General features: G+C 64.9%; 25 protein-coding genes. 12 read left to right on the forward strand and 13 right to left on the reverse strand.

Annotated elements, in window-relative coordinates; translation table 11 throughout:
• The first annotated feature begins 50 nt into the window (after positions 1-50).
• Both FJ423_RS30740 and ligD read left to right on the forward strand, forming a co-directional pair.
• Positions 51-914, forward strand: coding sequence for a Ku protein (locus tag FJ423_RS30740; protein ID WP_140847095.1), 864 nt, complete (start codon positions 51-53; stop codon positions 912-914).
• Positions 915-926: 12 nt separating this feature from the next.
• Positions 927-3428, forward strand: a complete 2502-nt coding sequence (gene ligD, locus FJ423_RS30745; protein WP_140847098.1) for a DNA ligase D — start codon at positions 927-929, stop codon at positions 3426-3428.
• 76 nt (positions 3429-3504) lie between these two features.
• Here the strand turns inward: ligD and FJ423_RS30750 are convergent, their stop codons facing one another.
• Positions 3505-4179 (reverse strand): winged helix-turn-helix domain-containing protein, encoded by a 675-nt coding sequence (locus FJ423_RS30750; RefSeq protein WP_140847101.1) that lies wholly within the window; start codon positions 4177-4179, stop codon positions 3505-3507.
• Positions 4180-4347: 168 nt separating this feature from the next.
• Between FJ423_RS30750 and FJ423_RS30755 the strand changes: the two genes are divergently transcribed.
• Positions 4348-4716, forward strand: a complete 369-nt coding sequence (locus FJ423_RS30755) for an NIPSNAP family protein (protein ID WP_140847103.1) — start codon at positions 4348-4350, stop codon at positions 4714-4716.
• Positions 4713-5057 (forward strand): antibiotic biosynthesis monooxygenase, encoded by a 345-nt coding sequence (locus FJ423_RS30760; RefSeq protein ID WP_140847106.1) that lies wholly within the window; start codon positions 4713-4715, stop codon positions 5055-5057. Before FJ423_RS30755 ends, FJ423_RS30760 begins: the two co-directional genes overlap by 4 nt.
• A 163-nt stretch (positions 5058-5220) precedes the next feature.
• Here the strand turns inward: FJ423_RS30760 and mbfA are convergent, their stop codons facing one another.
• Positions 5221-6204 carry an iron exporter MbfA gene (gene mbfA, locus FJ423_RS30765; RefSeq protein WP_140847109.1) on the reverse strand — a complete coding sequence of 328 codons (984 nt, stop codon included), beginning with the start codon at positions 6202-6204 and terminating at the stop codon, positions 5221-5223.
• A gap of 177 nt (positions 6205-6381) precedes the next feature.
• Here mbfA and FJ423_RS30770 point away from each other — a divergent pair, with 177 nt between their 5' ends.
• The gene (locus tag FJ423_RS30770; RefSeq protein ID WP_095770189.1) at positions 6382-6705 is read left to right on the forward strand and encodes a hypothetical protein; all 324 of its coding nucleotides are present in this window, start codon (positions 6382-6384) and stop codon (positions 6703-6705) included.
• Positions 6706-7022: 317 nt separating this feature from the next.
• Positions 7023-8000 (forward strand): threonine/serine dehydratase, encoded by a 978-nt coding sequence (locus FJ423_RS30775; RefSeq protein WP_140847112.1) that lies wholly within the window; start codon positions 7023-7025, stop codon positions 7998-8000.
• 239 nt (positions 8001-8239) lie between these two features.
• On the opposite strand, the gene FJ423_RS30785 is transcribed toward FJ423_RS30775, so the two are convergent.
• From FJ423_RS30785 to FJ423_RS30800, 4 genes are read right to left on the reverse strand one after another with little or no spacing between them, the layout of a single operon-like run.
• Positions 8240-9376, reverse strand: coding sequence for an ABC transporter permease (locus tag FJ423_RS30785; protein WP_140847114.1), 1137 nt, complete (start codon positions 9374-9376; stop codon positions 8240-8242).
• A complete protein-coding gene (locus FJ423_RS30790) occupies positions 9373-10293 on the reverse strand; it encodes an ABC transporter ATP-binding protein (protein ID WP_140847117.1) in 921 nt (306 codons plus the stop codon). The genes FJ423_RS30785 and FJ423_RS30790 overlap by 4 nt, the downstream gene beginning before the upstream one ends.
• A complete protein-coding gene (locus FJ423_RS30795) occupies positions 10290-11243 on the reverse strand; it encodes an HlyD family efflux transporter periplasmic adaptor subunit (RefSeq protein ID WP_140847118.1) in 954 nt (317 codons plus the stop codon). Before FJ423_RS30795 ends, FJ423_RS30790 begins: the two co-directional genes overlap by 4 nt.
• Positions 11240-11944 carry a DUF1956 domain-containing protein gene (locus FJ423_RS30800; protein WP_140847120.1) on the reverse strand — a complete coding sequence of 235 codons (705 nt, stop codon included), beginning with the start codon at positions 11942-11944 and terminating at the stop codon, positions 11240-11242. Before FJ423_RS30800 ends, FJ423_RS30795 begins: the two co-directional genes overlap by 4 nt.
• A gap of 90 nt (positions 11945-12034) precedes the next feature.
• Between FJ423_RS30800 and FJ423_RS30805 the strand changes: the two genes are divergently transcribed.
• Both FJ423_RS30805 and FJ423_RS30810 read left to right on the forward strand, forming a co-directional pair.
• Entirely contained in the window at positions 12035-12508 is a 474-nt protein-coding gene (locus tag FJ423_RS30805; protein ID WP_140847123.1) for a CYTH domain-containing protein, read from the forward strand.
• Complete coding sequence (locus FJ423_RS30810) at positions 12505-13437, forward strand: CHAD domain-containing protein (protein WP_140847126.1); 933 nt, start codon at positions 12505-12507, stop codon at positions 13435-13437. Before FJ423_RS30805 ends, FJ423_RS30810 begins: the two co-directional genes overlap by 4 nt.
• Positions 13438-13627: 190 nt before the next feature.
• Here the strand turns inward: FJ423_RS30810 and FJ423_RS30815 are convergent, their stop codons facing one another.
• A complete protein-coding gene (locus tag FJ423_RS30815) occupies positions 13628-14413 on the reverse strand; it encodes a helix-turn-helix transcriptional regulator (RefSeq protein ID WP_140847128.1) in 786 nt (261 codons plus the stop codon).
• 113 nt (positions 14414-14526) lie between these two features.
• Here FJ423_RS30815 and FJ423_RS30820 point away from each other — a divergent pair, with 113 nt between their 5' ends.
• Together FJ423_RS30820 and FJ423_RS30825 are read left to right on the forward strand one after the other, a co-directional pair.
• Positions 14527-15381: an SMP-30/gluconolactonase/LRE family protein gene (locus FJ423_RS30820; RefSeq protein WP_140847131.1), complete on the forward strand. Its 855-nt coding sequence runs from the start codon at positions 14527-14529 to the stop codon at positions 15379-15381.
• Positions 15382-15550: 169 nt separating this feature from the next.
• Positions 15551-16477 (forward strand): DMT family transporter, encoded by a 927-nt coding sequence (locus tag FJ423_RS30825; protein ID WP_140847134.1) that lies wholly within the window; start codon positions 15551-15553, stop codon positions 16475-16477.
• Between the two features lie 9 nt (positions 16478-16486).
• On the opposite strand, the gene FJ423_RS30830 is transcribed toward FJ423_RS30825, so the two are convergent.
• The 4 genes from FJ423_RS30830 to FJ423_RS30845 all read right to left on the reverse strand — a co-directional run bounded on the left by FJ423_RS30830 (position 16487) and on the right by FJ423_RS30845 (position 19760).
• A complete protein-coding gene (locus FJ423_RS30830) occupies positions 16487-18208 on the reverse strand; it encodes a SulP family inorganic anion transporter (protein WP_140847137.1) in 1722 nt (573 codons plus the stop codon).
• Between the two features lie 132 nt (positions 18209-18340).
• Positions 18341-18610 carry a helix-turn-helix transcriptional regulator gene (locus tag FJ423_RS30835; RefSeq protein WP_140847140.1) on the reverse strand — a complete coding sequence of 90 codons (270 nt, stop codon included), beginning with the start codon at positions 18608-18610 and terminating at the stop codon, positions 18341-18343.
• A 91-nt stretch (positions 18611-18701) separates the two neighbouring features.
• Positions 18702-19403 (reverse strand): phosphatase PAP2 family protein, encoded by a 702-nt coding sequence (locus FJ423_RS30840; RefSeq protein WP_140847143.1) that lies wholly within the window; start codon positions 19401-19403, stop codon positions 18702-18704.
• An 18-nt stretch (positions 19404-19421) separates the two neighbouring features.
• Complete coding sequence (locus FJ423_RS30845) at positions 19422-19760, reverse strand: hypothetical protein (protein WP_140847158.1); 339 nt, start codon at positions 19758-19760, stop codon at positions 19422-19424.
• Between the two features lie 252 nt (positions 19761-20012).
• Between FJ423_RS30845 and FJ423_RS30850 the strand changes: the two genes are divergently transcribed.
• The gene (locus FJ423_RS30850) at positions 20013-22010 is read left to right on the forward strand and encodes a PhoX family phosphatase (RefSeq protein ID WP_140847146.1); all 1998 of its coding nucleotides are present in this window, start codon (positions 20013-20015) and stop codon (positions 22008-22010) included.
• Positions 22011-22064: 54 nt separating this feature from the next.
• On the opposite strand, the gene FJ423_RS30855 is transcribed toward FJ423_RS30850, so the two are convergent.
• Both FJ423_RS30855 and FJ423_RS30860 read right to left on the reverse strand, forming a co-directional pair.
• A complete protein-coding gene (locus FJ423_RS30855) occupies positions 22065-22745 on the reverse strand; it encodes a GNAT family N-acetyltransferase (RefSeq protein WP_140847149.1) in 681 nt (226 codons plus the stop codon).
• The gene (locus tag FJ423_RS30860) at positions 22742-23233 is read right to left on the reverse strand and encodes a MarR family transcriptional regulator (RefSeq protein WP_095770137.1); all 492 of its coding nucleotides are present in this window, start codon (positions 23231-23233) and stop codon (positions 22742-22744) included. The genes FJ423_RS30855 and FJ423_RS30860 overlap by 4 nt, the downstream gene beginning before the upstream one ends.
• A gap of 234 nt (positions 23234-23467) precedes the next feature.
• On the opposite strand from FJ423_RS30860, the gene FJ423_RS30865 reads away from it, so the two are divergent.
• Positions 23468-24505, forward strand: coding sequence for a phosphatidylglycerol lysyltransferase domain-containing protein (locus FJ423_RS30865; RefSeq protein ID WP_140847152.1), 1038 nt, complete (start codon positions 23468-23470; stop codon positions 24503-24505).
• Positions 24506-24661: the final 156 nt, after the last annotated feature.

Raw genomic sequence — 24661 nt, forward strand, 5'->3', positions numbered from 1 at the left:
AGCGAACCCCTGTCCGTTGCGATTGAAACCGCATCGCGCAGGAGTTCGCAATGGCACCACGCCCGGCTTGGAAGGGCTATCTCAAACTGTCGCTGGTCACATGCGCCATCGAGCTCACCAACGTCGTGACCCATGCCGAGAAGGTCTCTTTCCGCATCCTCAACCGCAAGACCGGCAACACCGTCAAGCGCATCTATGTCGATGCGGGCACCGGCAAGCCGCTTGAGGAGGGCGACGAGGTCAAGGGCTATGAGGTGAGCGACGGCGACTTCGTCCATATCGAGGAGGACGAGATCGAGGCGGTGCAGATCGAATCCTCACACACGATGAGCCTCGACGGCTTCGTCGAGAAATCCTCGATCGAGCAGATCTACCTCGACACGCCCTACTATGTTTCCCCGGCGGACGAGGTGTCGCAAGAAGCCTTCGCCGTCATCCGCGACGCGATGGCGGCCAGGAAGATGGCGGGGCTTGCGCGCATCGTGCTTTATCGGCGCGAGCGGCCGGTGGCGATCGAGCCGCTCGGCAAGGGCATGGTGCTGACCACCTTGCGCTACGACGACACGGTGCGCCGGCCGGCGACGGTGTTCGAGGACATCGCGGCGGCGAAGACCGACAAGGAGATGATCGACCTGGCCCAGCACATCATCGACGGCAAGAAGACGAAGTTCGACCCGTCGAAATTCGACGACCGCTACGAGGAGGCGCTGCTTGAGCTGATCCGCGCCAAAAAGGCGGGCAAGAAGGCGCCCCAGGCCAAGGCGCAGCCAAAGCCGTCCAATGTGGTCAACCTGTTCGATGCGTTGAAGAAGAGCCTGAACGCGGAAGGCGGCGGCAAAGCCGGCAAGGCCACATCGAAAGCGGCGGCCGGGAAAAGCAAGAGCAAGCCCGCGCCAAAACGCAAATCCGCATAGGAGGATGGCGGCATGGCCGGCCTCGAGCAGTATCACGCCAAGCGCGACTTCAAGAAGACCGCCGAGCCGGCCGGCAAGGTCGGCAGGCAAAAGCAAGGCGGCGGCATCTTTGTCGTCCAGAAGCATGCGGCCACGCGGCTCCATTATGATTTCCGGCTTGAGCATGACGGCGTCTTGTGGAGCTGGGCGGTGACGCGCGGCCCGAGCCTCGATCCGCATGAGAAGCGGCTGGCCGTGCATGTCGAGGATCACCCGATCGACTACGCGTCCTTCGAAGGCACAATTCCGAAGGGCCAATATGGCGGCGGCTCGGTGATCGTCTGGGACGAAGGCAAGTGGACGCCGGATGGCGATCCGGCCAAGGGCATGAAGAAGGGCCATATCGACTTCGAGCTCGAGGGCCACAAGCTCAACGGCCGCTGGCATCTGGTCAGGCTGCGGCCCCGCCCGGGCGAGAAGCGCGACAACTGGCTGCTGATCAAATCCGACGATGCCGCCGCCCGGCCCGGCGAGGATGTTCTCGAGGAGGAACCGAAATCGGTGAAGTCGGGCCTGACCATCGAGGAGGTGGGCGAAGGCAAGACCGCCAGGGGGCAGACACCGAAAGTCTGGCAATCCAACAGGCCGGCTGCCGCCAAGACCAAGGCCGGGCCTGGCAAGCGTCTCGAATTCATCGAGCCGCAGCTGGCGACGCTGGAAAAGGATGCGCCCGCCGGCGAGGACTGGCTGCATGAAGTCAAATTCGACGGCTACCGCATGCAGGCGCAGATCGCCGGCAGCGAGGTCCGGCTGCTCACTCGCGCCGGTCTCGACTGGACGGACAAATTCGATGGTCCTGTCACCGCTGCGCTTGCCAGGCTGAAATGCCGCGACGCCATCATCGACGGCGAGATCGTGGTTTTGGCCGACAGCGGCGTGTCGTCCTTCCCGTTGCTGCAGGCGGACCTGTCGGCCCGCCGCGCCGACCGCTTCGTCTACTATGTCTTCGATCTGATGCGGCTCGACGGCAGGGACCTGCGCCGCGAGCCTTTGGTCGAACGCAAGCAGGCACTGGCAGAGCTGCTGGGCCAGCAGCCCGAACATTCGGCGCTGCGCTTCAGCGACCATTTCCACGAGCCGGGCAAGGTCATGCTGCAGCATGTCTGCCGCATGGGCCTGGAAGGCGTGGTGTCGAAACGCGCCGACGCGCCCTACCGCAGTGGGCGGGGGCTCTCCTGGATCAAATCCAAATGCACGCTGCGCCAGGAATTCGTCATCGGCGGCTATCTGCCCTCGGACAAGACCGGGCGCGGCCTGCGCTCGCTGCTGGTCGGCTTCAACGAAGGCGGCAAGCTGCACTATGCCGGCCGTGTCGGCACCGGCTTTTCCGGCAAGGTGATGACCGATTTAAAGAAGAAGCTCGACGGCCTCAAGGCGGCGGCCTCGCCGTTCTCGGCCGCCGTGCCCAAGGGCAAGGGCCTCACCTTCGTCAAGCCGGAACTTGTCGGCGAGGTGGAGTTCCGCAGCTGGACTTCCGACCGTATAATCCGGCACGCCTCGTTCCAGGGGTTGCGCGAGGACAAGCCGGCGGAGGAAGTCGTGCAGGAACAGCCGAAGAAGGCCGAAACCGGGGCGAAGCCGGGTGCAAAGACCGCGCCGAAACCCTCGGCCGGAACGGCGAAGACCTCGATCAAGCTCTCGCATCCCGACAAGCTGCTATGGCCCGACGAAAAGGTTTCCAAGCGGGACCTGCTCGATCACTACGCTCTGGTCTGGCCGCGCATGGCAGAATTCGTCGTCAACCGGCCGCTGAGCCTGGTGCGGGCGCCGGACGGCATCCACGGCCAGCGCTTCTTCCAGAAACACGCCTCGCCCGGCATGAGCGACAAGATCGCCAGGATGAAGGATCCGACCGATGGCGAGGAGATACTGTTCATCAAGGATTTCGACGGGCTGGCCGCGCTTGTCCAGTACGGCGTGGTCGAGGTGCACATCTGGGGCTCGACGATCGATAAGCTGGAAAAGCCGGACCAGATCATCTTCGATCTCGATCCCGATGAAGGCGTCGATGTCGGCCGCGTGCGCGAGGCGGCGCTCGACATCCACGAGCAGCTCAACGAGCTGTCGCTGCCGAACCTGGTCAAGACCTCAGGCGGCAAGGGCTATCACGTGCTGGTGCCGCTGAAGCCCTCGGCGGAGTGGGACGAGGTCAAGGATTTCGCGCATGATTTCGCCCGCGCGCTCGAGCAGGCCGCGCCCGACCGCTACACGGCGACGCTGTCGAAGAAGGCGCGCACCGGCAAGATCTTCGTCGACTATCTGCGCAACGGCAGGGGCTCGACCACCGTCGCGCCCTATTCCTCGCGCGCCAAGAAGGGCGCGACGATATCGATGCCGGCGACCTGGCCGGAGATAAAGAAGGGCCTGGCGCCGAATGCGTTCCCGCTTGGGGATGCTTCCACGCTGGCACAGCTGAAGAAGGCCGATCCGTGGAAGGAGTTTTTCAAGCTGGGGAAGGTGCTGAAGCGGGGGTAGGTTTGCGTGGACGGCAGAGCCGGCAAAGCCGCGATCCTTCGCGCCGACATTGCGAAGGTATCGCTTGCGCGTGACCCTACGCCAGAAACACCCGCTCAAACTCCTGCTTGCCCGTCGGCGAGAACACCACGGCACGGCTGTCCTTCTCGCGCCGCGCCCATTTCTCGGCGAGGATCTTGTCGAGGATGGCCGCACCCAGCGTGCCGGCGAGGTGCGATCGCCGCACGCTCCAGTCGAGGCAGGCGCGGCAAACCGGCCGCCGAGCCTTGACACCGGTCTCGATGCCGAGCGCGGAAAAATGCGCGGCGCCGGACGGCGAGAGCCTGATCTGGTTGTCGTCGCGCAGCAAAAGCTTCCTGTCGAGCAGCCGGTCGAGCATCGTAACCGCCTGCTCGCCGGCTAGGTGATCGTAGCAGACTCGCGCCACGCGCATGGCCGCGTCGCGCGGTCCCGGCCGCACCCGTCTCGGGCCGACCGCTTCGGCGACGCCGATGATCGCCTCGATCATGCCGGCCACCTGCGCGCCGGCGAGACCGTAATAGCGGTGTCGGCCCTGGCTGGCCAAGGTCAGCAGGCCGCCATCCATCAGCTTCGACAGATGCGAGGAAGCGGTGGGCAGCGACACGCCGGCTTCCAGCGCCAGTTCCGACGCCGTCAGCGCCGTACCGCCCATCAGGGCGTTCAGCATGTTGGCGCGGGCCGGGTCGCCGACCAGGCTGGCGATGCGGGCGATGTCGGGTCCTTCACGCATGGTTCGATCCTCATCGAAGCATTCCTGTCAGGGAAGCACTATTCTGCGGTCGGCTCAAGCAGCGCGGCAAACTCTCCTGGCAGGAGAATGCCTAGCACAAAGGCGCAAGCGATGTTTCGACCGCGGTCGAACCGTCGTCGTCCAAAACCAGCCGACGAGGAGACCGGCATGACCATCACCTGCTTTATCCGCTACGAGATCGACCCGTTCGGCAAGGCGGCGTTCGAGCAATATGCACGGGCCTGGGGCCAGGCCATTCCGCGCTGCGGCGCCGACCTGATCGGCTATTACGCCCCGCATGAAGGCTCGGCCACCACCGCTTACGCCGTCTACAACATCGAGAGCCTCGCGGCCTATGAGGCCTATCGCGCCCGGCTTGCCGCCGACCCGGCGGGCAAGGCAAATTACGAATTCGCGCGGCGCGAGAAATTCATCTTGAAGGAGGACCGCGTCTTCCTGAAGCTGGTGTCCGGGCCGCATGGGCCGAGACAGGTCTTTCGTACCGACGTGGTTGTCAAGGAAGGGGTCGAGACATGATCGCTGTCATCTTCGAGGTGGAGCCGGCGGAAGGCAAGCGCGATGCCTATCTCGGCATCGCCGCCGAGCTTAAGCCGCTGCTCGAGAGCATCGACGGCTTCATCTCGGTCGAGCGCTTCCAGAGCCTGACCGATCCCAGGCGGGTGCTGTCGCTGTCCTTCTGGCGCGACGAGGAAGCGGTGAAAGCCTGGCGCAACACCGAGGAGCACCGGCAGGCGCAGAAAGCCGGGCGCGGCGGCATCTTTGCCGGCTACCGTCTGCGCATCGCCCATGTCATGCGCGACTATGGGATGGAGGAAAGGGCCGAGGCGCCGCAGGATAGCCGCGAGGTGAATGGGTAGGCTCCCCCTTCTCCCCTTGTGGGAGAAGGTGGATCGGCGCGCAAGCGCCGAGACGGATGAGGGGTGGTCCAGCGGAGTGAGACGCTTGCTTTCCCTGGAGCACCCCTCATCCGTCGCCTTCGGCGACACCTTCTCCCACAAGGGGAGAAGGGGAGCGCCGGCGCTACGCATTGCCGATCAGCACGCCCGCCCCGAACACCAGCGCGCCGCCCAGCACCACCTGGAAGGCGGCGCGCCAGAAGGGGGTCTGCATGTAGCGGTTCTGAACGAAAGCAATCGCCCAGAGCTCGAAGAACACCACCACGGCCGCCACGGCAGTGGCCGTCCAGAAATGCGGGATCAGATAGGGCAGCGCGTGGCCGAGACCGCCCAGCGAAGTCATCAGGCCGACGGTCAGCCCGCGCTTGAGCGGCGAGCCGCGCCCCGACAGCTTGCCGTCGTCGGAGGCGACCTCGGTGAAACCCATCGAGATGCCGGCGCCGATCGAGGCGGCGAGGCCGACCAGGAGCGTCTGCCAGGTGTCGTGCGTGGCGAACGCCGCGGCGAAGATCGGCGCCAGCGTCGACACAGAGCCGTCCATCAGCCCGGCCAGCCCGGGCTGCACATAGGTGAGGATGAACTGGCGCTGCTCGGCCGTCGCCTCCTCCACCTTGACGGTTCCCGGCACATGCTGCTGTTCCAATTCATGGGCCGAGCTTTCATGACCCTGCTCGGCCGCGGCGAGGTCATTGAGCAGCTTGCGCGTCGAGGCATCGGTGGTGCGCTTGGCCGCCTCGACATAGAAGCGATAGGCCTGCCGCTCCATTTCCTCGGCCTGCCGCCGCACATGCTCGATGCCGAGCGGCCTCACCAGCCAGTCCGGCTTGCGCTCGAAATAGCCTTTCACATGCTCGCGTCGGATCAGCGGGATGCGCTCGCCGAAGCGCTTGCGGTGAAGCTCGATGAGCGAATCGCGATGGCCGTCCTCTTCCTCGGCCATCGCCTCGAAAACTTTTGCCGATTGCGGAAAGTCCTGCGCCAGGCCATCGGCATAAGCGCGGTAGATGCGTCCGTCATCCTCCTCGGAGGAGATCGCCAGCGCCAGGATCTCCTGCTCCGAAAGCGAATCGAAGGAACGGCGGCCGAAGCCGAAAACACGGGAAAGCATGATGGGATCACTCTACTTTAGAATTGTTCTAAACTAGGATCTTGGCAGCCGAAGGTCAATTGCCAACGGCGCGGGCTGCGGGCACGCGAATGCTGATCCCGCGGAGATCAAACCCTTCATTATTGCCGAATGTTTGCCTATATAACTGACCGCCACCGAAATTGAAGGACGCCCGGCATGACGGACAAGAAGCCCCCGCACGCATTTGACGCCAAGCCGGTTCTCGATCTCATCGCCAGCATCGAGGCCGACCTGCAGCGCCTGAAAGGTCTTGTCGAGGAACAGCTCGATAAATTCGACCCGGCCAACCCGCACAACAAGACGCCGGACGGCAAGCTGACCGAGGAAGGCGCCGAGTGCTGCTACCGCATGTTCGACGAAGGCAAGTCGCGCTACACGGTTTCGCAGCAGATGAAGATATCCTTCGCCGCCGCCACCCACCGCTTCAACTCCTGGCGCAAGCTGGGCGGCAGCAAAAGGACGAAGACGCTGCTGGGGTGAACCTGCGCTTTCGTCATCCTCGGGCTTGACCCGAGGATCCATGCCGTGACTTCTGCCGTAGAATGCGGCGGTGCAGAACAATCGTTCCAAATTCGCTGTAAAGGCGACCCAATTCTGGTCCGCTTTCGCGCGTCACGGACGTCACGGCATGGATTCCAGGGTCTGCGCGCGTCGCTCCGCTCCTTGCTCCGCCCTGGAATGACGAAGGTGACAGCCGCTGGCGCATCTTCCAAAACCTTGTCTCCATGACATTTTTTCGTTGGCGCGACGCCTCGGTTTGCGTGCACCATGACGGGGCTCATCCCGCGAGGCCCATCATGCTCACATTGCCCGGCATATCCGACATCCGCGCCGCCGCCGACCGGCTTTCCGGCCTGATCGTCGAAACGACGCTGATCGAATCGCCCGAGCTCAACAAGCGCTATGGCGGCCGCATTCTGTTCAAGCCCGAGACGCTGCAGCGAACCGGCTCCTTCAAGATTCGCGGCGCCTATAACAAGCTGTCTACCCTGAGCGAGGAAGAGCGCGGCCGGGGCGTCGTCGCCTTCTCCTCCGGCAACCACGCGCAAGGGGTAGCGGCCTCGGCCGCCATGTTCGGCGTCAAGGCGGTGATCGCCATGCCGGCCGATGCGCCGGCGCTCAAGATCGGCAATGTCCGCAAGATGGGCGCCGAAGTGGTGCCGTTCGATCGCTACAAGGACGACCGCATGACGGTCGTTCGCCCCTATATCGAAAAGGGCATGGCGCTGGTGCCACCCTTCGACGATCCGGCGATCATCGCCGGCCAGGGCACGATCGGCCTGGAACTGATCAAGCAGGCGAAAGCGCTTGGCGTGGCCCTCGACGCCGTCGTCGTTCCTTGCGGCGGCGGCGGCCTGTCGAGCGGCATCTCCGTAGCCGTCAAGGACGCTTCGCCGAGCACGCAAGTCTGGGCCGTCGAGCCCCAGCATTTCGACGACACGCGCCGCTCACTGGCCAAGGGCGAGCGGGTCGCGAACGAGCCCGGCCACAGCTCGATCTGCGATGCGCTGCTCACCGCCGAGCCGGGCGCCATCACCTTCGAGATCAACCGCCGGAATCTCGCCGGCGCCATCGCCGTCTCCGACAAGGCCGCCGCCCAGGCGATGCGTGACGCCATGGCTTATCTCAAGCTGGTGGTCGAGCCCGGCGGCTGCGTCTCTTTTGCCGCGCTCTCATCCGGCGAGATCGACCTTGCCGGCAAATGCGTTGCCGTGGTGCTCTCCGGCGGCAATGTCGATTTCGGCACCTATGCGGAGATCATGGCGGCGGCTTAGAGGCGCGGCCTGCACGCGAGAATCGTTGTGATCCTTCGCGCCCCCCTCTGTCCTGCCGGACATCTCCCCCACAAGGGGGGAGATTGGCAGTTTCGGCGCCTCGCCCATCTCTGCAACGTTTGAGGTTGGCGACGGTCGGCGAGGCGTCCGATCTCCCCCTTGTGGGGAGATGGCCAGCAGGCCAGAGGGGGCGCTGTCCCGCCAGCCTTAGGCTTTTGTGCGCAAGATTTTCCGTGATTTCAATCCAGCGTGCGCCTGAACCGCACCAGCGCTACGCCGGCAAACAATGCCACGAACACGACCAGCCAGCCGACTTCCGTCGCCACCGCCGGCAGCTCCGCCCCCTTCAGCATGACGGCGCGGGTGATGCGCAAAAAATGCGTCAGCGGGAAGATCTCGCCAAAGGTCTGCGCCCAGCCCGGCATGCCGCGATAGGGGAACATGAAGCCCGACAGCATGATCGAGGGCAGGAAGAAGAAGAAGGTGAGCTGCAGCGCCTGCATCTGCGTGCGCGCGATCGTCGAGATCGTGTAGCCGAGCAGCACCAGCGACAGCACGAACACCAGCACGGTGGACAGCAGCAGCGACAGCGACCCCATGAAGGGAATGGCAAACAGCAGCTTCGCTGCCGCCAGCACCACCACCACCTGCACCGCGCCCACCACCAGGTAGGGCAGCACCTTGCCCATCATGATCTCGAGCGGGCTCGACGGCATGGCCAGCAGGTTTTCCATCGTGCCGCGCTCGGTCTCGCGCGTCAGCGCGATCGAGGTCATCATCACCATCGTCATCTGCAGGATGATGCCGAGCAGGCCGGGCACGATGTTGTATTGCGAGATGCCTTCGGGATTGTAGCGCCGGTGCACGACGACATCGAGCTGGCCGCGCGCCGCCTCCTTGGCCGTTTCCTCGGTGCCCTGCGCCCTGAGCAGCGCCTGGCCTGCCACGGTGCTCAGCGTCGAGATCGCGCCGCTGGCCACCGCCGGGTCGGTGGCGTCGGCCTCGATCAGGATCTGCGGATTGTCGCCGCGCTCGACGCGGCGGGCGAAATCGGCGGGGATGGTGACGACGAAGGAGACGTCGCCACGCGCCATCAGGAACTCGGCTTCCGCCGCACTTTGCGCGACATGGTCGAAGCGGTAGTAGCCGGTGGTCTGCAGCGCCGAGACCATCGCCCTCGTGTAGGGGTCGCTGCTGGTCGCCACCAGCGCGGCCGGCAGGCTCTTCGGGTCGTTGTTGATCGCATAGCCGAACAGCACCAGCTGGATCAGCGGCACCCCCAGCATCATGGCGAAGGTGATGCGGTCGCGCCGCATCTGGATGAATTCCTTGATGAGCAGCGCGCCCAACCTGGCGAAGGAGAAGACCGCTTTCATGCCATATTGTCCTTCGAGCCGGCCATGAACTGGATGAACACATCCTCGAGGCTGGTCTCGCCTGGCTTCACGGTGACGCCCTTGTGTTCCTTCTCGATGTCGGCCAGCGCCTTTTCGAGCGCCGCCTTGTCGGAGCCGACGACATGCAGCGTCGCGCCGAACGGCGCCACCTGGTCGACGCCGGGCCTGCCCTGCAGCGCCTCGGCCACCTGGTCGAGCCGCGGCCCCTGCAAGACGAAAGTGGTCAGCCCGGCATTCTTCACCACCTCGTCCACAGTGCCGGTGGCGAGCATCTTGCCGTAGGAGATGTAGCTGATGCGGTGGCAGCGCTCGGCCTCATCCATGTAGTGGGTGGAGACGAGCACGGTCAGCCCGCCGCCGGCAAGGCGATGGATCTCGTCCCAGAACTCGCGCCGGGCCTTCGGATCGACGCCGGCCGTCGGCTCGTCGAGCAGCAGCAGCTTCGGCTCGTGCATGATGCAGGCGGCCAAAGCCAACCGCTGCTTCCAGCCGCCGGAAAGCGTGCCGGCCAGCTGGTTGCGGCGGCTGGCCAGGCCGAGATCCTGAAGCGTGCGCGAGACATACTCCTCGACCGGCCTCAGCCGGTAGAGCCGCGCCACGAATTCGAGGTTCTCGCCGATCGTCAGATCCTCGTAGAATGAGAATTTCTGCGTCATGTAGCCGACTTCGCGCTTGATCTTGAGCGCGTCGTTGCGGATGTCGAAGCCCAGCACCGTGCCGTCGCCTTCGTCCGGCGTCAAAAGCCCGCACATGATACGGATGGTCGTCGTCTTGCCCGAGCCGTTCGGCCCGAGGAAGCCGACGATCTCGCCTTCGGCGACCGTCATCGTCACATGGTCGACGACGGTCTTGTCGCCGAAGCGCTTGACCAGGCCGCGAACGTCTATGGCGTTCATTGCCCGAGATCCGCAAGATCAACATCGACGATCTGGCCGGGCTGCAGCGGTCCCGCATCGCCCTCCGGCCGCGCCTCGACGAGATAGACCAGCTTCTGCCGGTTCTCCAGCGAGTAGATCACCGGCGGCGTGAATTCGGGGTCGGGCGAGACATAGCTGACGCGTGCCTTCAGTCCCGTCCCGCAGCCGTCGCAACGGACGTTGAGCTCGGTGCCGACCTTGACCGCCGAGAACGCGCTTTCGGGCACATAGACGCTGAGCTTCACGGCGCCGTCCGGCAGCATCGAGATCACCGGCGCGGTCGGCCCGGCTGTGTCGCCTGGATTGCGGATGACGTCGTTGACGCGGCCAGGCGAGGGCGCCGCCAGCACCCGCTTCGACAGCCGCCACTCGGCCTGCTCCAGGGTCGACCGCGCCTGCTTGACCTGGTTGTCGGCGGCCTTGATGGTCTCGGCCCGCGCCGGCAGATTGCCGACGGCGAGATTGGCTTCCGCCTGGCCGACCTGGGCATTGGCGGTCTCCAGCGAAGCCGAGGCGGTGTCGTAATCGGCCTGGGTGCCGGTGCCGCGCTTGTAGAGGTCGCTGGCGCGGTCGTATTTGCGCTTGGCGTCGGCCGCCTGGGCTTTGGCCATGTCGACCTCGGCCTTGAGCACGGCGATTTCCTCGGGGCGCTTGCCGACCTGAAGGTCGGCAAGCTGCGCCTGTGCCTGCGCAAGTGCTGCTTTAGCCTGCGCAACCTCGATCTTGGCGTCGGCGTCTTCGAGCGTCGCCACCGCCATGCCGTTCTCAACGCGGTCGCCGCGCCGAACCGTCACCGTCGCCACCTGGGCTACTTCGATCGGCGCCATCAGCACATATTCGCCTTCGACATAGCCGACGGCCAAAGGTGCGGCCGGCGCGCAGGCGCCGAACAATTGGGCCGCGAGCGGCAGCGAACAAAGAAAGCTCATGATTTGCCCTTCTTGCCGGCGCCCCCCCGCGCGGCCAGCATTGCCCTGAGGTTGTCGGTTGCGACCGCCACCACCTTGGCAGCCTCTTCATTGCCGATGTCGTGCCAGCCCATCCGGCGCATCACCGCCTCGCGGCCGATGCGGAAATAGATGACCTGGCCAATCATGGTGAAGACGGTGAGCTTGGTCGCTTCGCTCTCGGCCGGCTCGCCGGTCGCGTGTTCCCAGACCTGGCACAGCCGCCGGTGCGTCGGCTCGAACACGCCGGCATAGATGCGGTCGAGCGCGGCCGTCGGATGCGAGAGCTCGCGAAGTACGAATTGTACGATCTCGCCGGCCTGCGGACTGGCCACGACGAAACCCACCATCCGCTCGAGCGCCGCGAAAAGCTGCGCCTGGGCTGCTTCCGGGTCCAGGGGAGCCGCCGTTGCTTGCACGCCGCCCAGCGCCTGGCCGGCAATCCCCTGGATGGTGTCGACGATGAAGTCGGCGGCGGCGGCGCGCAGGCCCTCCTTGCCGCCGAAATGATACGCGATGGAGCCGATATTGGCCTTGGCCTCGGCCGCGATCTCCCGCGTCGAGGTGCCGTCGAAACCTTGCCGCCCGAACAGCCTAAGCGCCGCGTGGACAAGCGCCGCGCGCGTTTGATCGGCGGTGCCGACCTCGCGCTGTGGCCTTCTTGCGATTGATCGTTTGTTCATGCCTACACTTTAATCAATCGATTGATTAAAGTCAAATTTGACTCCGGCTCGGCTTGCCTTCCCGACCCTCACAGGCTTTAGTGCCCGGCCATGAGCAAGGAAGTCGAGCGCAAATTCCTGGTCTCCAGTCCCGCCTGGCGCGATGAGGTCGAGGCGAAAATCCGCATTCGTCAATTCTATGTCGCCGCGCAGCCCGGCCGCACGGTGCGGGTGCGCATCAGCGACGGGCGCTCAGCCAAGCTGACGCTGAAGTTTGGCGACAGGGCGCGCGAGCGCGACGAATTCGAATATTCGATCCCGCTTGCCGAGGCCGAGGAATTGATGGCGTTCGCCGTCGGACGTGTCATCGAGAAGACACGCCACCATGTTAGACACCGCGGCTATCTCTATGAAGTCGATGTTTTCGGCGGCGAGCTCGCGGAGCTGGTGATCGCGGAGCTGGAGACGCCGGAGGACGTATCTGACGAAATGCTGCCCGACTGGCTCGGTCGCGAGGTCACCGGCGAGTCGAGGTTTTACAACGCGTCGCTGGCCCTCGGGGGGATTCCGGAGATCGCCGCATGAGCTTCCGCATCGATCCGCGCTTGCCGCTGACCGGCGAGGTCAGGCGCATATTGGCCGACGAGATCGGCAAGGCAGTCGCTCATCTCGAGATGGCGCGCGAGAAACCGGAGCAGGGACTGCACAAATGCCGCAAACGGCTGAAAAGCGTGCGCGCCTTGCTACGCCTGGTTCGTTCCGGGAACGAACCGTTCTGCCAAACCGAGAACGAATGTTATAAGCAGGTGTCGGCGCTGCTGGCCGGCCCACGCGAGGCGACCGCCTTGATCGAGACCGTCGACCGCTTGGCCGATGCCTTTCCGGAACAATCGGCAGGCGGCGGTCTCGACCTCGTGCGCGAGCGGCTGGTGCTGCGACAGCACGAGCTCCACGCCGGTCCGAGCCTCGACGCGGCCATCAATGCGGCGATCGCCGCATGCCGGGAAGGCCTGGAGCGCATCGACAGGCTGACTTTGCCCAATCAGCCGGAACAGGCGGCCGATATATTGGCCGACGGCGCCCGCGCCACTTTGCGGCGGGCGAAGAAGGCGCTGGACAAGGCGGAATCACGCGGCGCGGCCGACGATTTTCACGACCTGCGCAAGGCGGCAAAGACCCACGCCATGCATCTGTCGCTGCTCGGCCGCCTGTGGCCCACGCCGATCAAGGCGCGCCGCAAGGCGGTCGACAGGCTCGGCGAGCAGCTCGGCGAATTGCACGACGTCTTCGTCATCAGCGCCCTACTCGACGCCGAAGGCGAGCCGCTCGGCCCCGCCGACGAGACGAAGCTTCTGCGCAAGCTGCTGAAACGTGCCGAAAAGAGCCTGGCCAAGGCCTGCCTTGCCGATGCCGCCGAGCTGTTCGGCGACAGCCCCAAGCGCTCGGCCAGGAGATTGGCCCGCAAGGCGCGCGATGATCTCGCCGGACCGCAGGAAGAAGCAAAGGCGGCTTAGCGCGGCGTGTCCCCTTCTCCCCTTGTGGGAGAAGGTGGCCGCGAAGCGGCCGGATGAGGGGTGCTCCAGGGAACGAGGCGTTGGCGATTGCGGCTTTGGACGAGCGCTTCGGCCAAGCTGGAACACCCCTCATCCGGCTCGGCGCTGCGCGCCGATCCACCTTCTCCCACAAGGGGAGAAGGAGAAGGCGCTACGCCGGCAGCGCTCGTTTCTCCTTCGCCGCCCTGGCGCCCGCATCCCTCGGATGCGGCCCGATCGGCATGATCGCCGGAAACGGCGTCGCGCCGAAGGCGAAGGTCCATTTGTAGCCGGTGAGCTGGTCCTCGGGCGTGGTGTGCTGGTCGTGATGGGCGAGCAGCCTGGCGCGTTCGGCGAGCTCTTCGGCCTCGCGACGCAGCATTTCCGCCGTTTGCGGCCGCATGCGCCTGGAAAAGCTGATGAAGGTCGCGGCCTGCTCCATATGGCCGATCGCCCAGCCGATAAAGTTCTTGTTGGTCATCTCGAAATGCGGCTTCAGCGGCCCCTCGAAATCCCACTGGATCGGCGCGTCGACCAGTAGCCTTGCCGACAGGCCGCGCCCCAGGGCCACCAGCCCGAGCTCCTCGAGGTCGCGCAAATAGAGGAACATCGAAGCTTCGCCCAGGCCTTGCGAGCGCATGATGCCTTCGGGCGTGAACTTCTCCGACAGCATGACGAAGACGAAGAGCAGCGCCGGCCGCGCCGCCAGCCGGCGCTCGATCTCCGGCGCGATGCGGTTGGCCGGCCCCGGCCCACGGTTCATCGCGCCGAGCACGTTCTCCAGCTCGACATCGGCGGCGGCGCAGATCTCCGTCAGCCGGTCGAGCTTGCAGTTCTTCTCATGGAAGATGCGCTTCACCGTCGGCTCGGAAACGCCCATGCGCTCGGCGAGCATTCGGTAGGTCAGGCCCTTGGCCTTCAGCGTCCGTTTCAGCGCCTCGAAGATCGGACCGTTCATGGAATGCACCTCATTCGCGCGAATTCGTATTGAACTGCGATACTAGTCTCGTTCCGGCTTCCAGGAAAGTATCGAAAATCCTAGCTCTCTGCCGTCATCACAGGAGAGCACCCATGAAACACCTCGTCGCTTCAACCGTCTTCGCCGCCATCTCCGTGTCCGCCGTGCAGGCCGGCGAGCTCTGGCGCGCCACCGGCTTCGAGCAGCCGGAATCCGCGCTTGTCGATGCCGCCCACAACCGCATCATCGTCTCCAACATCGTCGGCAATCCCGGCGCGGCGGACGGCAATGGCTATTTGTCGCTGCTGTCGATGGACGGCAAGGTCATTTCTCGTCACTGGTTGGAGGGCTTGGACGCGCCCAAGGGCATGGCGATCGCCGGCGGCAGGCTCTACGCCGCCGATATCACCAAGGTCCGCGTCGTCGATCTCGCCAGCGGCAGGCTTGTCGAGACCGTCGATGTGCCCGGCGCCGTTTTTCTCAACGACATGACCGCCGACAGTGCCGGCAAGGTCTATGTCAGCGACATGCTGGCCGACACGATCTACCGCATCGACGGCGACAGGCCGGAGCTGTTCGTCAGGGATGCGCTGCTCGCCTCGCCGAATGGCGTGTTCGCCGATGGCGGCAGGCTGATCGTCGCGTCCTGGGGTAAGGGCATCAACAGGACCGATTTCAGCACCGCCGAGCCCGGCGGCCTGCTGTCGGTCGACCTTGCCACGAAGAAGATCACGCCGCTGCCCGGGGCCCAAAAATTCGCCGATCTCGATGGCGTCATCGCCATTGGCGACACCATCTACGCCACCGCCTACATGACCGGCACGCTCTACAGCTACAAGCCCGGCGGCGCGCCGACGGTGGTAGCGCAGTTCAAGCCGGGCAGCGCCGATATCGGCACGGACGGTAATGCGACCATCTATATGCCGTTGATGGGCGAGGGCGAGGTCGCGGCGCTGTCAATGGATTAAGCATGTCGTGGCGGAGAGCATTGCAACGCCGGCGGGACAGCGTTTCGCATCTCGGCACTCAGCGATGAGGCGAGCTTTTCGCCTCGCCGCTCGATATTGGACCGCCATGTCGGTGCGGCTGCCATCTGGTTTCGCCACCCGCTCCGGACTATTCGGCGGCAACCCTCATGTGAGCAAAGCCGTGAACACATCCAGCCTGAACGGCGCCGTTTCACCGACGATCCCGGTGCTCGTCTGCGCGCTGGCGATCTTCCTGCTGTCGGGCATGGATGCGGCGATGAAGTCGCTGGTCATCGCGGTCGGCGTCTACAATACGGTGCTATGGCGCAGCATGGTCGCGATCGTGGTCGCGGGCGCGGCCTGGTCGATGGGGCCGCGCTCGAAACCGACCCTCCCGGTGCTCGGTCTGCATGCGCTGCGCGCCGTCATTGTCGGCACCGTCCTAGTCTCGTTCTTCTGGGGTCTCGCCAGGCTGCCGCTCGCCGAAGCCATAGGCCTGAGCTTCGTCGCGCCTTTGTTTGCACTTTTCCTCGCCGCATTGCTGCTGGGCGAGCGCATAAGGCGGCAGGCGGTGTGGGCGTCGCTGGCCGGCATCGCGGGCGTCTTGATCATACTGGCCGGCCAGTTCGGGCAGGCAGGCCATTCGCAGGATGCGCTTTGGGGTACGGTCGCCGTGCTCGTATCGACGGTCTTCTACGGTTACAATCTGATCCTCGCTCGACGACAGGCACTTCTGGCCAAGCCGGTCGAGATCATGCTGTTCCAGAATATCTTCGTCGGGATCATCCTTGGTTGCGCGGCGCCCTGGCTTGCGATCGCGCTGCCGAGAGAACTTTGGCTCCCCTTGGCAGGCGTTGCGATGCTGTCGCTTGCCGGCCAGTTCCTGATGAGTTGGTCCTACGCCCGCGCCGAAGCGCAATATCTCATCCCGACAGAATACTCGGCCTTCATCTGGGCGATCGCGCTCGGCTGGTTCTTCTTCGGCGAGAAGGTGGCCTGGACCACGCTGGCGGGCGCATGTCTCATCGTCGCCGGCTGCCTGATCGCCGCACGGGCCAGCCCCAAGCTTGCCGAGCCGATCGAAGCGACCGTTTGAGCAGGGCGCCTACGCCGTCTCCGCTTTTCCGCCCAGCTGCGCCCGCGCGTCACGGATCGAGGCTGCATAGGTCACCAGCGGCCGCTTGACGCCATGGCTTATCAGGGTGCGCCTGACTTGCGACGAGGCGCCCGCGATGATGAAGCGTCCTCCGGCGCGCCTTGCGTTGTTCGCCGTGCTTTCGATGACGTTTGCCGCGGTCGAATCGAGGAAGGGCACAGCCGAGCAATCGAGGATGAAGTTCCTGTGCTGGTCGGCGATACGGTCCAGCACGGTCGCGATCGTTGCCGCAGCGCCGAAGAAGAACGCCCCCGATATGCGATAGATGACGGTATCCGGATCGGTGGCGGCGGCGAGGTCATAGGCAACGCGCCCGCCATTTGCGGCGTCGGCGCGGTCCTCCGTCACCGGCGGGACATGTGCCTCCACCTCGACCGAACGCGCCATCCGCCCGATGAACAGCAGAGCGCCCAGCGCAAAGCCGACCACGATGCCGGCAGTGAGGTCGCGGAAGATGACGAGTCCGAAGGTAACCAGAAGCACCAGGGCGTCGCCCCAGGACGATCGGATCAGCGCCAGGAAGGCGGGCTTCTCCACCATGTTCCAGGCCACCGTGGCCAGCACCCCGGCAAGCGCCGCCAGCGGGATGTAGCTGGCAAGCGGCGCAGCCACCAGCATGAACAGCAGCAGGAAGGCGGAATGGAATATTCCCGACAACGGTCCATGCGCGCCCGCGCGGATGTTGGTCGCCGTGCGCGCGATCAGTCCAGTCACGCAGATCCCGCCGAACAGCGCCGAGCCGATATTGGCGATGCCCTGTGCCACCAGTTCGCAGTTGGAGCGGTGCCGTCGTCCGGTCATACCGTCCGCGACCACGGCGGAAAGCAGCGATTCGATTGCTCCGAGCAGAGCGAAGGAAATTGCGTCGGGCACCACGGAGACGAGCTTCTGCGCATCCAGCGCCGGAAGAGCCGGATCCGGCAACATCCGCGGAATGCCACCGAATTGCGTTCCGATCGTCTCTACGGGAAGACCGAGAAGCGTCGTCGCCAGCGAGGCCGCCGCCACCGCGATCAGGAGGCCCGGCCACGAAGGGCGCCAGCGCTTCATGGCCACGATGATCCCTATCGTCAGCGCGGCGAGCGCAATGGCCGCCGGGTTTGCCGTTCGGGCCGCCTTGCCGAGCGCGATAAGCCGCGGCAGCAGGTCGCCTGGCTCCTTGCCCGGCAGCGTCAGGCCGAACAGGTCGTGCAACTGGCTGGACAGGATGATGACGGCGATGCCCGCGGTGAAACCCACCGTCACCGGATACGGAATGAACTTCACATAGGCGCCGAGCCTCAGATAGCCGGCCGCGAGCAGGAAGACGCCGGCCATGAGCATTGCCAGGATCAGCCCGTCGACACCGTGCCGGTCGACCGTCGAGGCCACGACCACGATGAAGGCGCCAGCGGGCCCGCCGATCTGGAAACGGCTGCCGCCAAGCGCGCCGACTATGAAACCGCCGATGATCGCCGTAAACAGTCCGCGCTCGGGCTCCACATGCGAGGCGATCGCGATCGCCATCGACAGCGGCAACGCCACGATGGCGACCGTCAGGCCGGCGATCACATCGGCCCTCAGCTGCTTGAGGTGGTAGCCCTCGCGCAGCACCGTCACCAGCTTTGGTGTAAACAGCTCGGCGAAGGTCGGCCGTGCTTGGTGGTGAATTGCCCGCCCCGCCTGATCCATGAACTGCTTCCGCTCCACAGGGCGGCGGGATCGTCGGCTGGATGTCGGCGGTCGCCGTCGCGATAAACCGTTGCGACGCCGCATCGCTGCCCGAAAACCGGCAACGGTTCCCGAGACGGACACGGTCGCGGCTCAGCCCTGCGGGTTCTGCGCCACGGTGGCCTTGAGGCGCACGCCCCTGCCGCCGCGTTCGCTGGTCTGGTTCTCGCCGATCAATTCCACCCCGGCCTCATCGAGGGCATGGATGACCTTCATCAGCGTGTCGACGACGCCTCGCACAACGCCCTCGCTCGCTTCCATGCGCTGTATCGTCGGAAGCGAGACGCCGGCGCGCTCGGCAAGCGTTCGCTGGTCGATACCGGCCAACGCCCTTGCGGCGCGCATCTGCGCAGCAGTGATCATCGGCCAGAACCTTTGTCTGAGTCTGCGATACCAATGGATAATACAATCATAGTGATGTTTCAAGTATCATCTAATATGGGTGAGACATTGGTTATTCGCTATCCTTGACGACTTTGCGTCGCTGCAGCAGCCGCGCCGCAAGCCAGCACAGCATGGCCCAGGCAAAACCTGCGCACCAGCCGGCAAGCACATCGGACGGCCAGTGCACCCCGAGATAGACGCGGCTGGCGCCGACCAGCACGGTGGTGAGCAAGGCGAGGCAAAGCACGAAGACTTTCGTCCTGCGGTCCGGCAGGAAGCGGGCCGCCAGGGAACCGAGCGTCAGATAGGTCACCGCCGACAGCATCGCGTGGCCGCTCGGAAAGGACAGCGACGTCTCGTTGACGAGATGCGAGACGAGATCGGGCCGCGGCCGGTCGACCTCGAGCTTGAGCAGGCTCGAAAGCACTTGCCCGCCGGCGACGGCCGCGAACATGAACAGGGCTGTCGAGGGCCTGCGGATCAGGAGCAGATAGGCGATCGTCGCCGTCGTGATCAGCGCCAGCACGGCCGTGCTGCCCAGCGCGGTGATGTCGCGCACCGCGCCCTCCAGCCAAAGCGGGCCGATCGGGCTATCCGGCTGCCCGGCGCGGCGGAAGGCGAGCAGGATCTCCGTATCGAAGGTATGCGGCGTCGTGGCGCGCGCCACCTCCATGAGTTCCACCAGGCCCCACAGCCCGCCGGCGATCACCAGCCCAGCCAGCAGCACCGGGAATTCCAACCTGTTGAGGAGCGCGTTGGCGGTCGATTTCATTCGAGCCCTCAGGTCCAGCTACAGCCGCTGCATATAGGGCCCGAGCGTGATCAGCGCGACCGCGGCGATCGCCAGCACCATGCCGATCGCCTGCAAGGCATTGAGCCGTTCGCCGAAGAAGGCGAGCGCCACGACATTGACCGCGACGAGCTGGATCACCGCCGACAGGCTGAACGATACCGACATGCCGAACTCGCGCACCAGTCTCAGCATGATCAGATTGCCGGCCGAGTAGAGCGCCAGCGTCAAAAGGAGCTTGGCCAAGCTCGGCGCCATCCCCCATTGCTTGGCCGCCGTCGCCGCCAGCAGGAATATCACGGTCGAAATGCCGAGCTGCGCCAGTCCCCAGAAACTCACCTTGCCGTCCCTTTTTTGAAGCGCCGTCGTCACGCCGGCCAGCCCTTGTTTCCGAAGCGGGCGATGCCGTCAAGCTGACCGCAGCGAAGCGCGGGCGCTCAAGGGACTGAAGCCGGGTGTCGCAAAAGCCGCCGCGAGCCGGCAAACAACTATTGCGGTTCTATCACGGCAGTGTCACGAAAATGTGATCGGCGCGCTTTAGGGGTCGAAAGGTCAAAATCCCCAGCCACTCAGAAGCCAGAGGACAAACTCATGACCGTGACCCCTGAGACCCGTTTCCGGACCAGCCAGCTCGAGGAAAATGACGGCCCGCCGGTCAACCCGACCGACAACAGCACCATGGGCGAGATCATCGCCGCGCGTTTCTCGCGCCGCGGCTTTCTCATGGGTTCGCTGGCCGTGTCGGCCATCGCCGCCACCGTCAGCCCGCTGGCGCTGATTGCGGCCGACGAGGCGCGCGCCGCTGAGGCTTCGGCCTTCAAGTTCGACGAGCTCGAAGCCGGCATCGACGACAAGCACCATGTCGCGCCCGGCTATGACGCCGACGTGCTGTTGCGCTGGGGCGATCCGCTGTTTGCCGATTCCCCCGACTTCGATCCGCTGAAGCAGTCGGCCGAAGCCCAGGCAAGACAGTTCGGCTACAACAACGACTATGTCGGCTATATTCCGATCGACGGCTCGGCCGAGCACGGCCTTCTGGTCGTCAACCACGAATACACCAATCCGCATCTGATGTTCCCCGGCATCGTCTCGGTCGTCGAGAAGGACGGCAAGAAGAAGGCCGAGGTGGCGCCGCTCTCGAAGGAGCAGGTCGATGTCGAGATGGCCGCGCATGGCGGCACCATCGTCGAGATCCGCAAGCAGGACGGGAAGTGGCAGGTGGTGCGCGACGGCAAGCTCAACCGCCGCATCATGTCGACCACCGAGATGGCGCTGTCCGGCCCGGTCGCCGGCCATGACCGCGTCAAGACCAATGCCGATCCGTCCGGCACCAAGGTCTTCGGCACGCTCAACAACTGCGCCGGCGGCGTCACGCCCTGGGGCACCTATGTGATGGCCGAGGAGAACATCCACGGCTATTTCTCGGGCGAATTGCCGGAAGGCCACAGGGAAGCCGCTAATTACAAGCGCCTCGGCATTCCGGAAGGCGCTTATGAGTGGGGCGCGCATTACGATCGCTTCAATCTTGCCAAGGAGCCGAACGAGCCCAATCGCTTCGGCTGGATCGTCGAGGTCGACGTCAACGATCCGAACTCGACCCCGAAGAAGCGCACCGCCATGGGGCGCTTCAAGCATGAGGGCGCCGAATCGATCGTCGCCAAGGACGGCCGCGTCGTCTTCTATCTCGGCGACGACGAGCGCTTCGACTATGTCTACAAATTCGTCACCAAGGGCATTTTCAACCCGAACGACCGCGCCGCCAACTTGGACCTGCTCGATGACGGCACGTTGCATGTGGCCAAATTCGCCGAGGACGGCTCGGTCGAATGGATGCCGATCGTTTTCGGTCAAGGCCCGCTGACGGCGGAGAACGGTTTTGCTTCCCAGGCCGACGTTCTCATCGAAACGCGCCGCGCCGCCGACCTGCTCGGCGCCACCAAGATGGACCGGCCGGAGGACATCCAGCCCAATGCCGGCAACGGCAAGGTCTATGTCATGCTGACCAACAATTCCAAGCGCAAGGCCGAGCAGGTCGACGCCGCCAATCCGCGCGCCGAGAACGCTTTCGGCCACATCATCGAGATCGTCGAGGATGGCGGCGACTTCGCCGCCACCAAAGGCAAATGGGAAGTGCTGTTGAAATGCGGCGATCCGTCCGTTGCCGATGTCGGCGCCACTTTCTCGACCGCGACCACCGCCCATGGCTGGTTCGGCATGCCGGACAATTGCGCCGTCGATTCGGCCGGGCGCCTGTGGGTCGCCACCGACGGCCAGGGCCCGAAGGCCACCGGCCGCACCGACGGTCTCTGGGCGGTCGATACCGAGGGCGCCGCGCGGGCAACGTCGAAACTGTTCTTCCGCGTGCCGATCGGCGCCGAAATGTGCGGCCCGCTATTCGCGCCGGATGACCAGACAGCTTTCGTCGCCGTGCAGCACCCGGGCGACGGTGGCGAGGACTGGGAAGGTTTTGGCCGCCCATCCTATTACGAGGACCCGTCGACCCGCTGGCCGGACTTCAAGCCGGACATGCCGGTGCGGCCGTCCGTCGTTGCGATTACGAAGCAGGGCGGCGGCAAGATCGCCGTGTGACCTCTTGTAGCCGAGACGTCGAGAGGGAGGGTTTCGATCAAATCCTCCCTTTCGTCACTCCGCGCGTTGGACCATGGCCATGTTCATCTTGCTTCTCAAGCGGAAGCCGATGGACTCGTAAAGCCTGATCGCCGCAGCGTTGCTGTCATAGGCGTGCAGGTATGGAACGTCGCCGCGTGCCGCGATCCGTCCGGCCGCGAACACCGACAGCAGGCGGGCAAGGCCGCCGCCGCGGAAATCCGGATGCGTGCACACGCCGCTGAGTTCCGAGTATCCGGGCTGCTTCATGCGCTCGCCGGCCATTGCCGCCAGCCTGCCGTCGATCCTGATGCCCCAGAAATCGCCGAGGCTCAGCGCCTCCAGCGTGAAGGGACCGGGCCTGGTGAGCGAGGCGAGCGCCAGCATTTCCGCCGCGTCGTCGTTGGTCAGCTGCCAGATACGCCCGTCTGATGCCGTCGGCATAGGCGCTTCGGCGATCATCTGCACCAGCGGCGCTGCCGAGATCGCGGAGATTTCCGGCGGCAGGGCGATCTCATCCGCCTGAACCAGGATGGCTGTTTCGCCCGACGGGAGAAGCCCGGCCAGAGCTTGCAGGCTGTCCGCATCGTTGGCGGCAGTGGCAGCGAAAGGCACGATCGACGGACGATATCGCCTGGCAAGGTCGCCGCCTTCGGCGAAAGCCTGGTGCCGCGTGGCAAGCGCGCTCCAGATGGGGCGGTCGAGAACATGTTTCATGATGCGGCCAGCTTGGCGTTTTCGACGCGGCGATGGAGCGGTGTTGCGGCAAGACGATCCTCGATTGCCGCAAGCTGGCCGAGCAGCGGCCCGGAAAGATCGGCGCACAAATCCGCCACGGCATTCTCGATGCTCGGCCAGATCTCCCGCTTCGCCTGGTCGACCAGCCGCCGGCCGTTGCGGCTCAGCGAAACGATCCTGCGCCGCTGGTCGTCTTCCGAAGGGTTGACCTCGACCAGCCCCAGTTCGGCAAGCAGCGCCACACTGCGCGTCACGCCGGGCTGGGCGATGCCCAAGGATTGGGCCAGCTCGCCGACCGGCAGCGGGCCCAGCCTGTCGAGCGCGGCGAGCAGCGGGTACTGGCTCGACTGGATGCGCATGTCCAGGCGGTCGAGCACGCGCTGCGTGTCGGCCTGCAACTGCTCGCCTATACGCTTCATCCGGCTGCCGAGGCACAGAAAGCCGAGGGATCGGAGAACGTCTTCCATAGCAGCCTCGTCGCATATTGATAACTTGATATATAACAATGTATGGAAAATATCAAGCCGATCTTTCGCATGTCCGTTGCGGCAGCCGATGAGCGACAGCACCGCCTTCGGACGTTTGCCCTTCATTCGCGGTCAATTGCATCCTATATCGCGTTGACGCACGCGGCCCGCAGCGGTCGCCAGCGATTCGCGACCTGAGGGCGGCAGGTCATCCATTCTTGGCACGCGGAGCTCATGGCGCCCCTGCGCATCTATTTCGACAGGCTTCTCGATGCCGTGGCGCCCAAGGTCCCGCGACGCGACCTGACGGACGACGAACGCCTGGCGCTGGTGCGCCGTTACGGCGATTTCTCGCTCGCCTATTCGACGGCGGTGCAGCAGAAACTGTCCTATTTCAGCGATGGCGACGGCTACATCGCCTTCGGCACCAAGATGAGCCGTCATTTCGCGCTTGGCGATCCGGTGGCGGACCCGGCCGACCGTCCGGCCTATATCAAGCGCTTCGTCGAGGCCGCAGGCAGCCCCTGGTTCGTCCAGGTCGGCGCCGACACGGCCAAGGTGCTCGCCGGCCTCGGCTACCAGGTCAATCGCCTCGGCATCGACACCAGGCTGCCGCTGCCTGCGCATGATTTTTCCGGCAAGCGCAACGAGACCGTGCGCTATTCCGAGCGCTGGCTGACGAAGAAGGGTTTTACCCTCGCCGAGGACAAGGGCGACGGGCTGCAGGACGAGATCAAGCAGCTTTCCGCCGACTGGCGCAAGGAGCGCATCATCAAGCGCTGGGAAATGGGGTTCCTCAACCGCCGTTTTTCCGAAGAGATCGGCGCCGACATGCGGCGCTTCCTCCTGCACGGACCTGAAGGTCGGCTTCTCGCCATCCTCGATTTCGACCCGTTGTTTCGCGACGGCAAGGTCATCGGCTACACCACCTCCTTCAAGCGCAAACAGGTCGATGCGACGCCACATGCCGAGATCGGCCTGACCAAATTCGCCGTCGACCGCTTTCGCGAGGAGGGCGTCTCACAGGTGACGCTCGGCCTCTCGCCGCTGCTCGACATCGAGCCGAGCGGCTTCGCCGAATCGAGCTTCTGGCGCGGCACCTTCCAGCGCGCCTATAACTCGTCCTGGGTCAACCGCTCGCGCTTCAACCTGCAGGGCCAGGCGGCCTTCAAGCGCCGCTTCCACGGTGTCGAGGAGCCGACCTATATCGCGTTCCGCAAAGGAACCTTCGTGGAAATGCTGGGCCTGCTGCGGCTGATCAAGGCGGTTTAGAGCAGGCGCTTCCTCTCCCCACTTGGTCTACGCTATGCACATATCTTCTGTGACTGGCGTGACTGATCAGGCCGAAGCGTTGATTGCCACGTGGTTCCCCCAATCCGTCGCTGCTTCGCAGCGCCACCTTTCCCCCCTCCGGAGGGAAAGGAAGGG

This window comes from Mesorhizobium sp. B2-8-9 (assembly GCF_006439475.1).
Taxonomy (GTDB): domain Bacteria; phylum Pseudomonadota; class Alphaproteobacteria; order Rhizobiales; family Rhizobiaceae; genus Mesorhizobium.

What these genes read in the sequence shown, in the direction of transcription:
- FJ423_RS30740 (WP_140847095.1), top strand. Translation starts at nt 51, where the DNA reads ATGGCACCACGCCCGGCTTGGAAGGGCTATCTCAAACTGTCGCTGGTC.
- ligD (WP_140847098.1), top strand. Translation starts at nt 927, where the DNA reads ATGGCCGGCCTCGAGCAGTATCACGCCAAGCGCGACTTCAAGAAGACC.
- FJ423_RS30750 (WP_140847101.1), bottom strand. Translation starts at nt 4,179, where the DNA reads ATGCGTGAAGGACCCGACATCGCCCGCATCGCCAGCCTGGTCGGCGAC.
- FJ423_RS30755 (WP_140847103.1), top strand. Translation starts at nt 4,348, where the DNA reads ATGACCATCACCTGCTTTATCCGCTACGAGATCGACCCGTTCGGCAAG.
- FJ423_RS30760 (WP_140847106.1), top strand. Translation starts at nt 4,713, where the DNA reads ATGATCGCTGTCATCTTCGAGGTGGAGCCGGCGGAAGGCAAGCGCGAT.
- mbfA (WP_140847109.1), bottom strand. Translation starts at nt 6,204, where the DNA reads ATGCTTTCCCGTGTTTTCGGCTTCGGCCGCCGTTCCTTCGATTCGCTT.
- FJ423_RS30770 (WP_095770189.1), top strand. Translation starts at nt 6,382, where the DNA reads ATGACGGACAAGAAGCCCCCGCACGCATTTGACGCCAAGCCGGTTCTC.
- FJ423_RS30775 (WP_140847112.1), top strand. Translation starts at nt 7,023, where the DNA reads ATGCTCACATTGCCCGGCATATCCGACATCCGCGCCGCCGCCGACCGG.
- FJ423_RS30785 (WP_140847114.1), bottom strand. Translation starts at nt 9,376, where the DNA reads ATGAAAGCGGTCTTCTCCTTCGCCAGGTTGGGCGCGCTGCTCATCAAG.
- FJ423_RS30790 (WP_140847117.1), bottom strand. Translation starts at nt 10,293, where the DNA reads ATGAACGCCATAGACGTTCGCGGCCTGGTCAAGCGCTTCGGCGACAAG.
- FJ423_RS30795 (WP_140847118.1), bottom strand. Translation starts at nt 11,243, where the DNA reads ATGAGCTTTCTTTGTTCGCTGCCGCTCGCGGCCCAATTGTTCGGCGCC.
- FJ423_RS30800 (WP_140847120.1), bottom strand. Translation starts at nt 11,944, where the DNA reads ATGAACAAACGATCAATCGCAAGAAGGCCACAGCGCGAGGTCGGCACC.
- FJ423_RS30805 (WP_140847123.1), top strand. Translation starts at nt 12,035, where the DNA reads ATGAGCAAGGAAGTCGAGCGCAAATTCCTGGTCTCCAGTCCCGCCTGG.
- FJ423_RS30810 (WP_140847126.1), top strand. Translation starts at nt 12,505, where the DNA reads ATGAGCTTCCGCATCGATCCGCGCTTGCCGCTGACCGGCGAGGTCAGG.
- FJ423_RS30815 (WP_140847128.1), bottom strand. Translation starts at nt 14,413, where the DNA reads ATGAACGGTCCGATCTTCGAGGCGCTGAAACGGACGCTGAAGGCCAAG.
- FJ423_RS30820 (WP_140847131.1), top strand. Translation starts at nt 14,527, where the DNA reads ATGAAACACCTCGTCGCTTCAACCGTCTTCGCCGCCATCTCCGTGTCC.
- FJ423_RS30830 (WP_140847137.1), bottom strand. Translation starts at nt 18,208, where the DNA reads ATGGATCAGGCGGGGCGGGCAATTCACCACCAAGCACGGCCGACCTTC.
- FJ423_RS30835 (WP_140847140.1), bottom strand. Translation starts at nt 18,610, where the DNA reads ATGATCACTGCTGCGCAGATGCGCGCCGCAAGGGCGTTGGCCGGTATC.
- FJ423_RS30840 (WP_140847143.1), bottom strand. Translation starts at nt 19,403, where the DNA reads ATGAAATCGACCGCCAACGCGCTCCTCAACAGGTTGGAATTCCCGGTG.
- FJ423_RS30850 (WP_140847146.1), top strand. Translation starts at nt 20,013, where the DNA reads ATGACCGTGACCCCTGAGACCCGTTTCCGGACCAGCCAGCTCGAGGAA.
- FJ423_RS30855 (WP_140847149.1), bottom strand. Translation starts at nt 22,745, where the DNA reads ATGAAACATGTTCTCGACCGCCCCATCTGGAGCGCGCTTGCCACGCGG.
- FJ423_RS30860 (WP_095770137.1), bottom strand. Translation starts at nt 23,233, where the DNA reads ATGGAAGACGTTCTCCGATCCCTCGGCTTTCTGTGCCTCGGCAGCCGG.
- FJ423_RS30865 (WP_140847152.1), top strand. Translation starts at nt 23,468, where the DNA reads ATGGCGCCCCTGCGCATCTATTTCGACAGGCTTCTCGATGCCGTGGCG.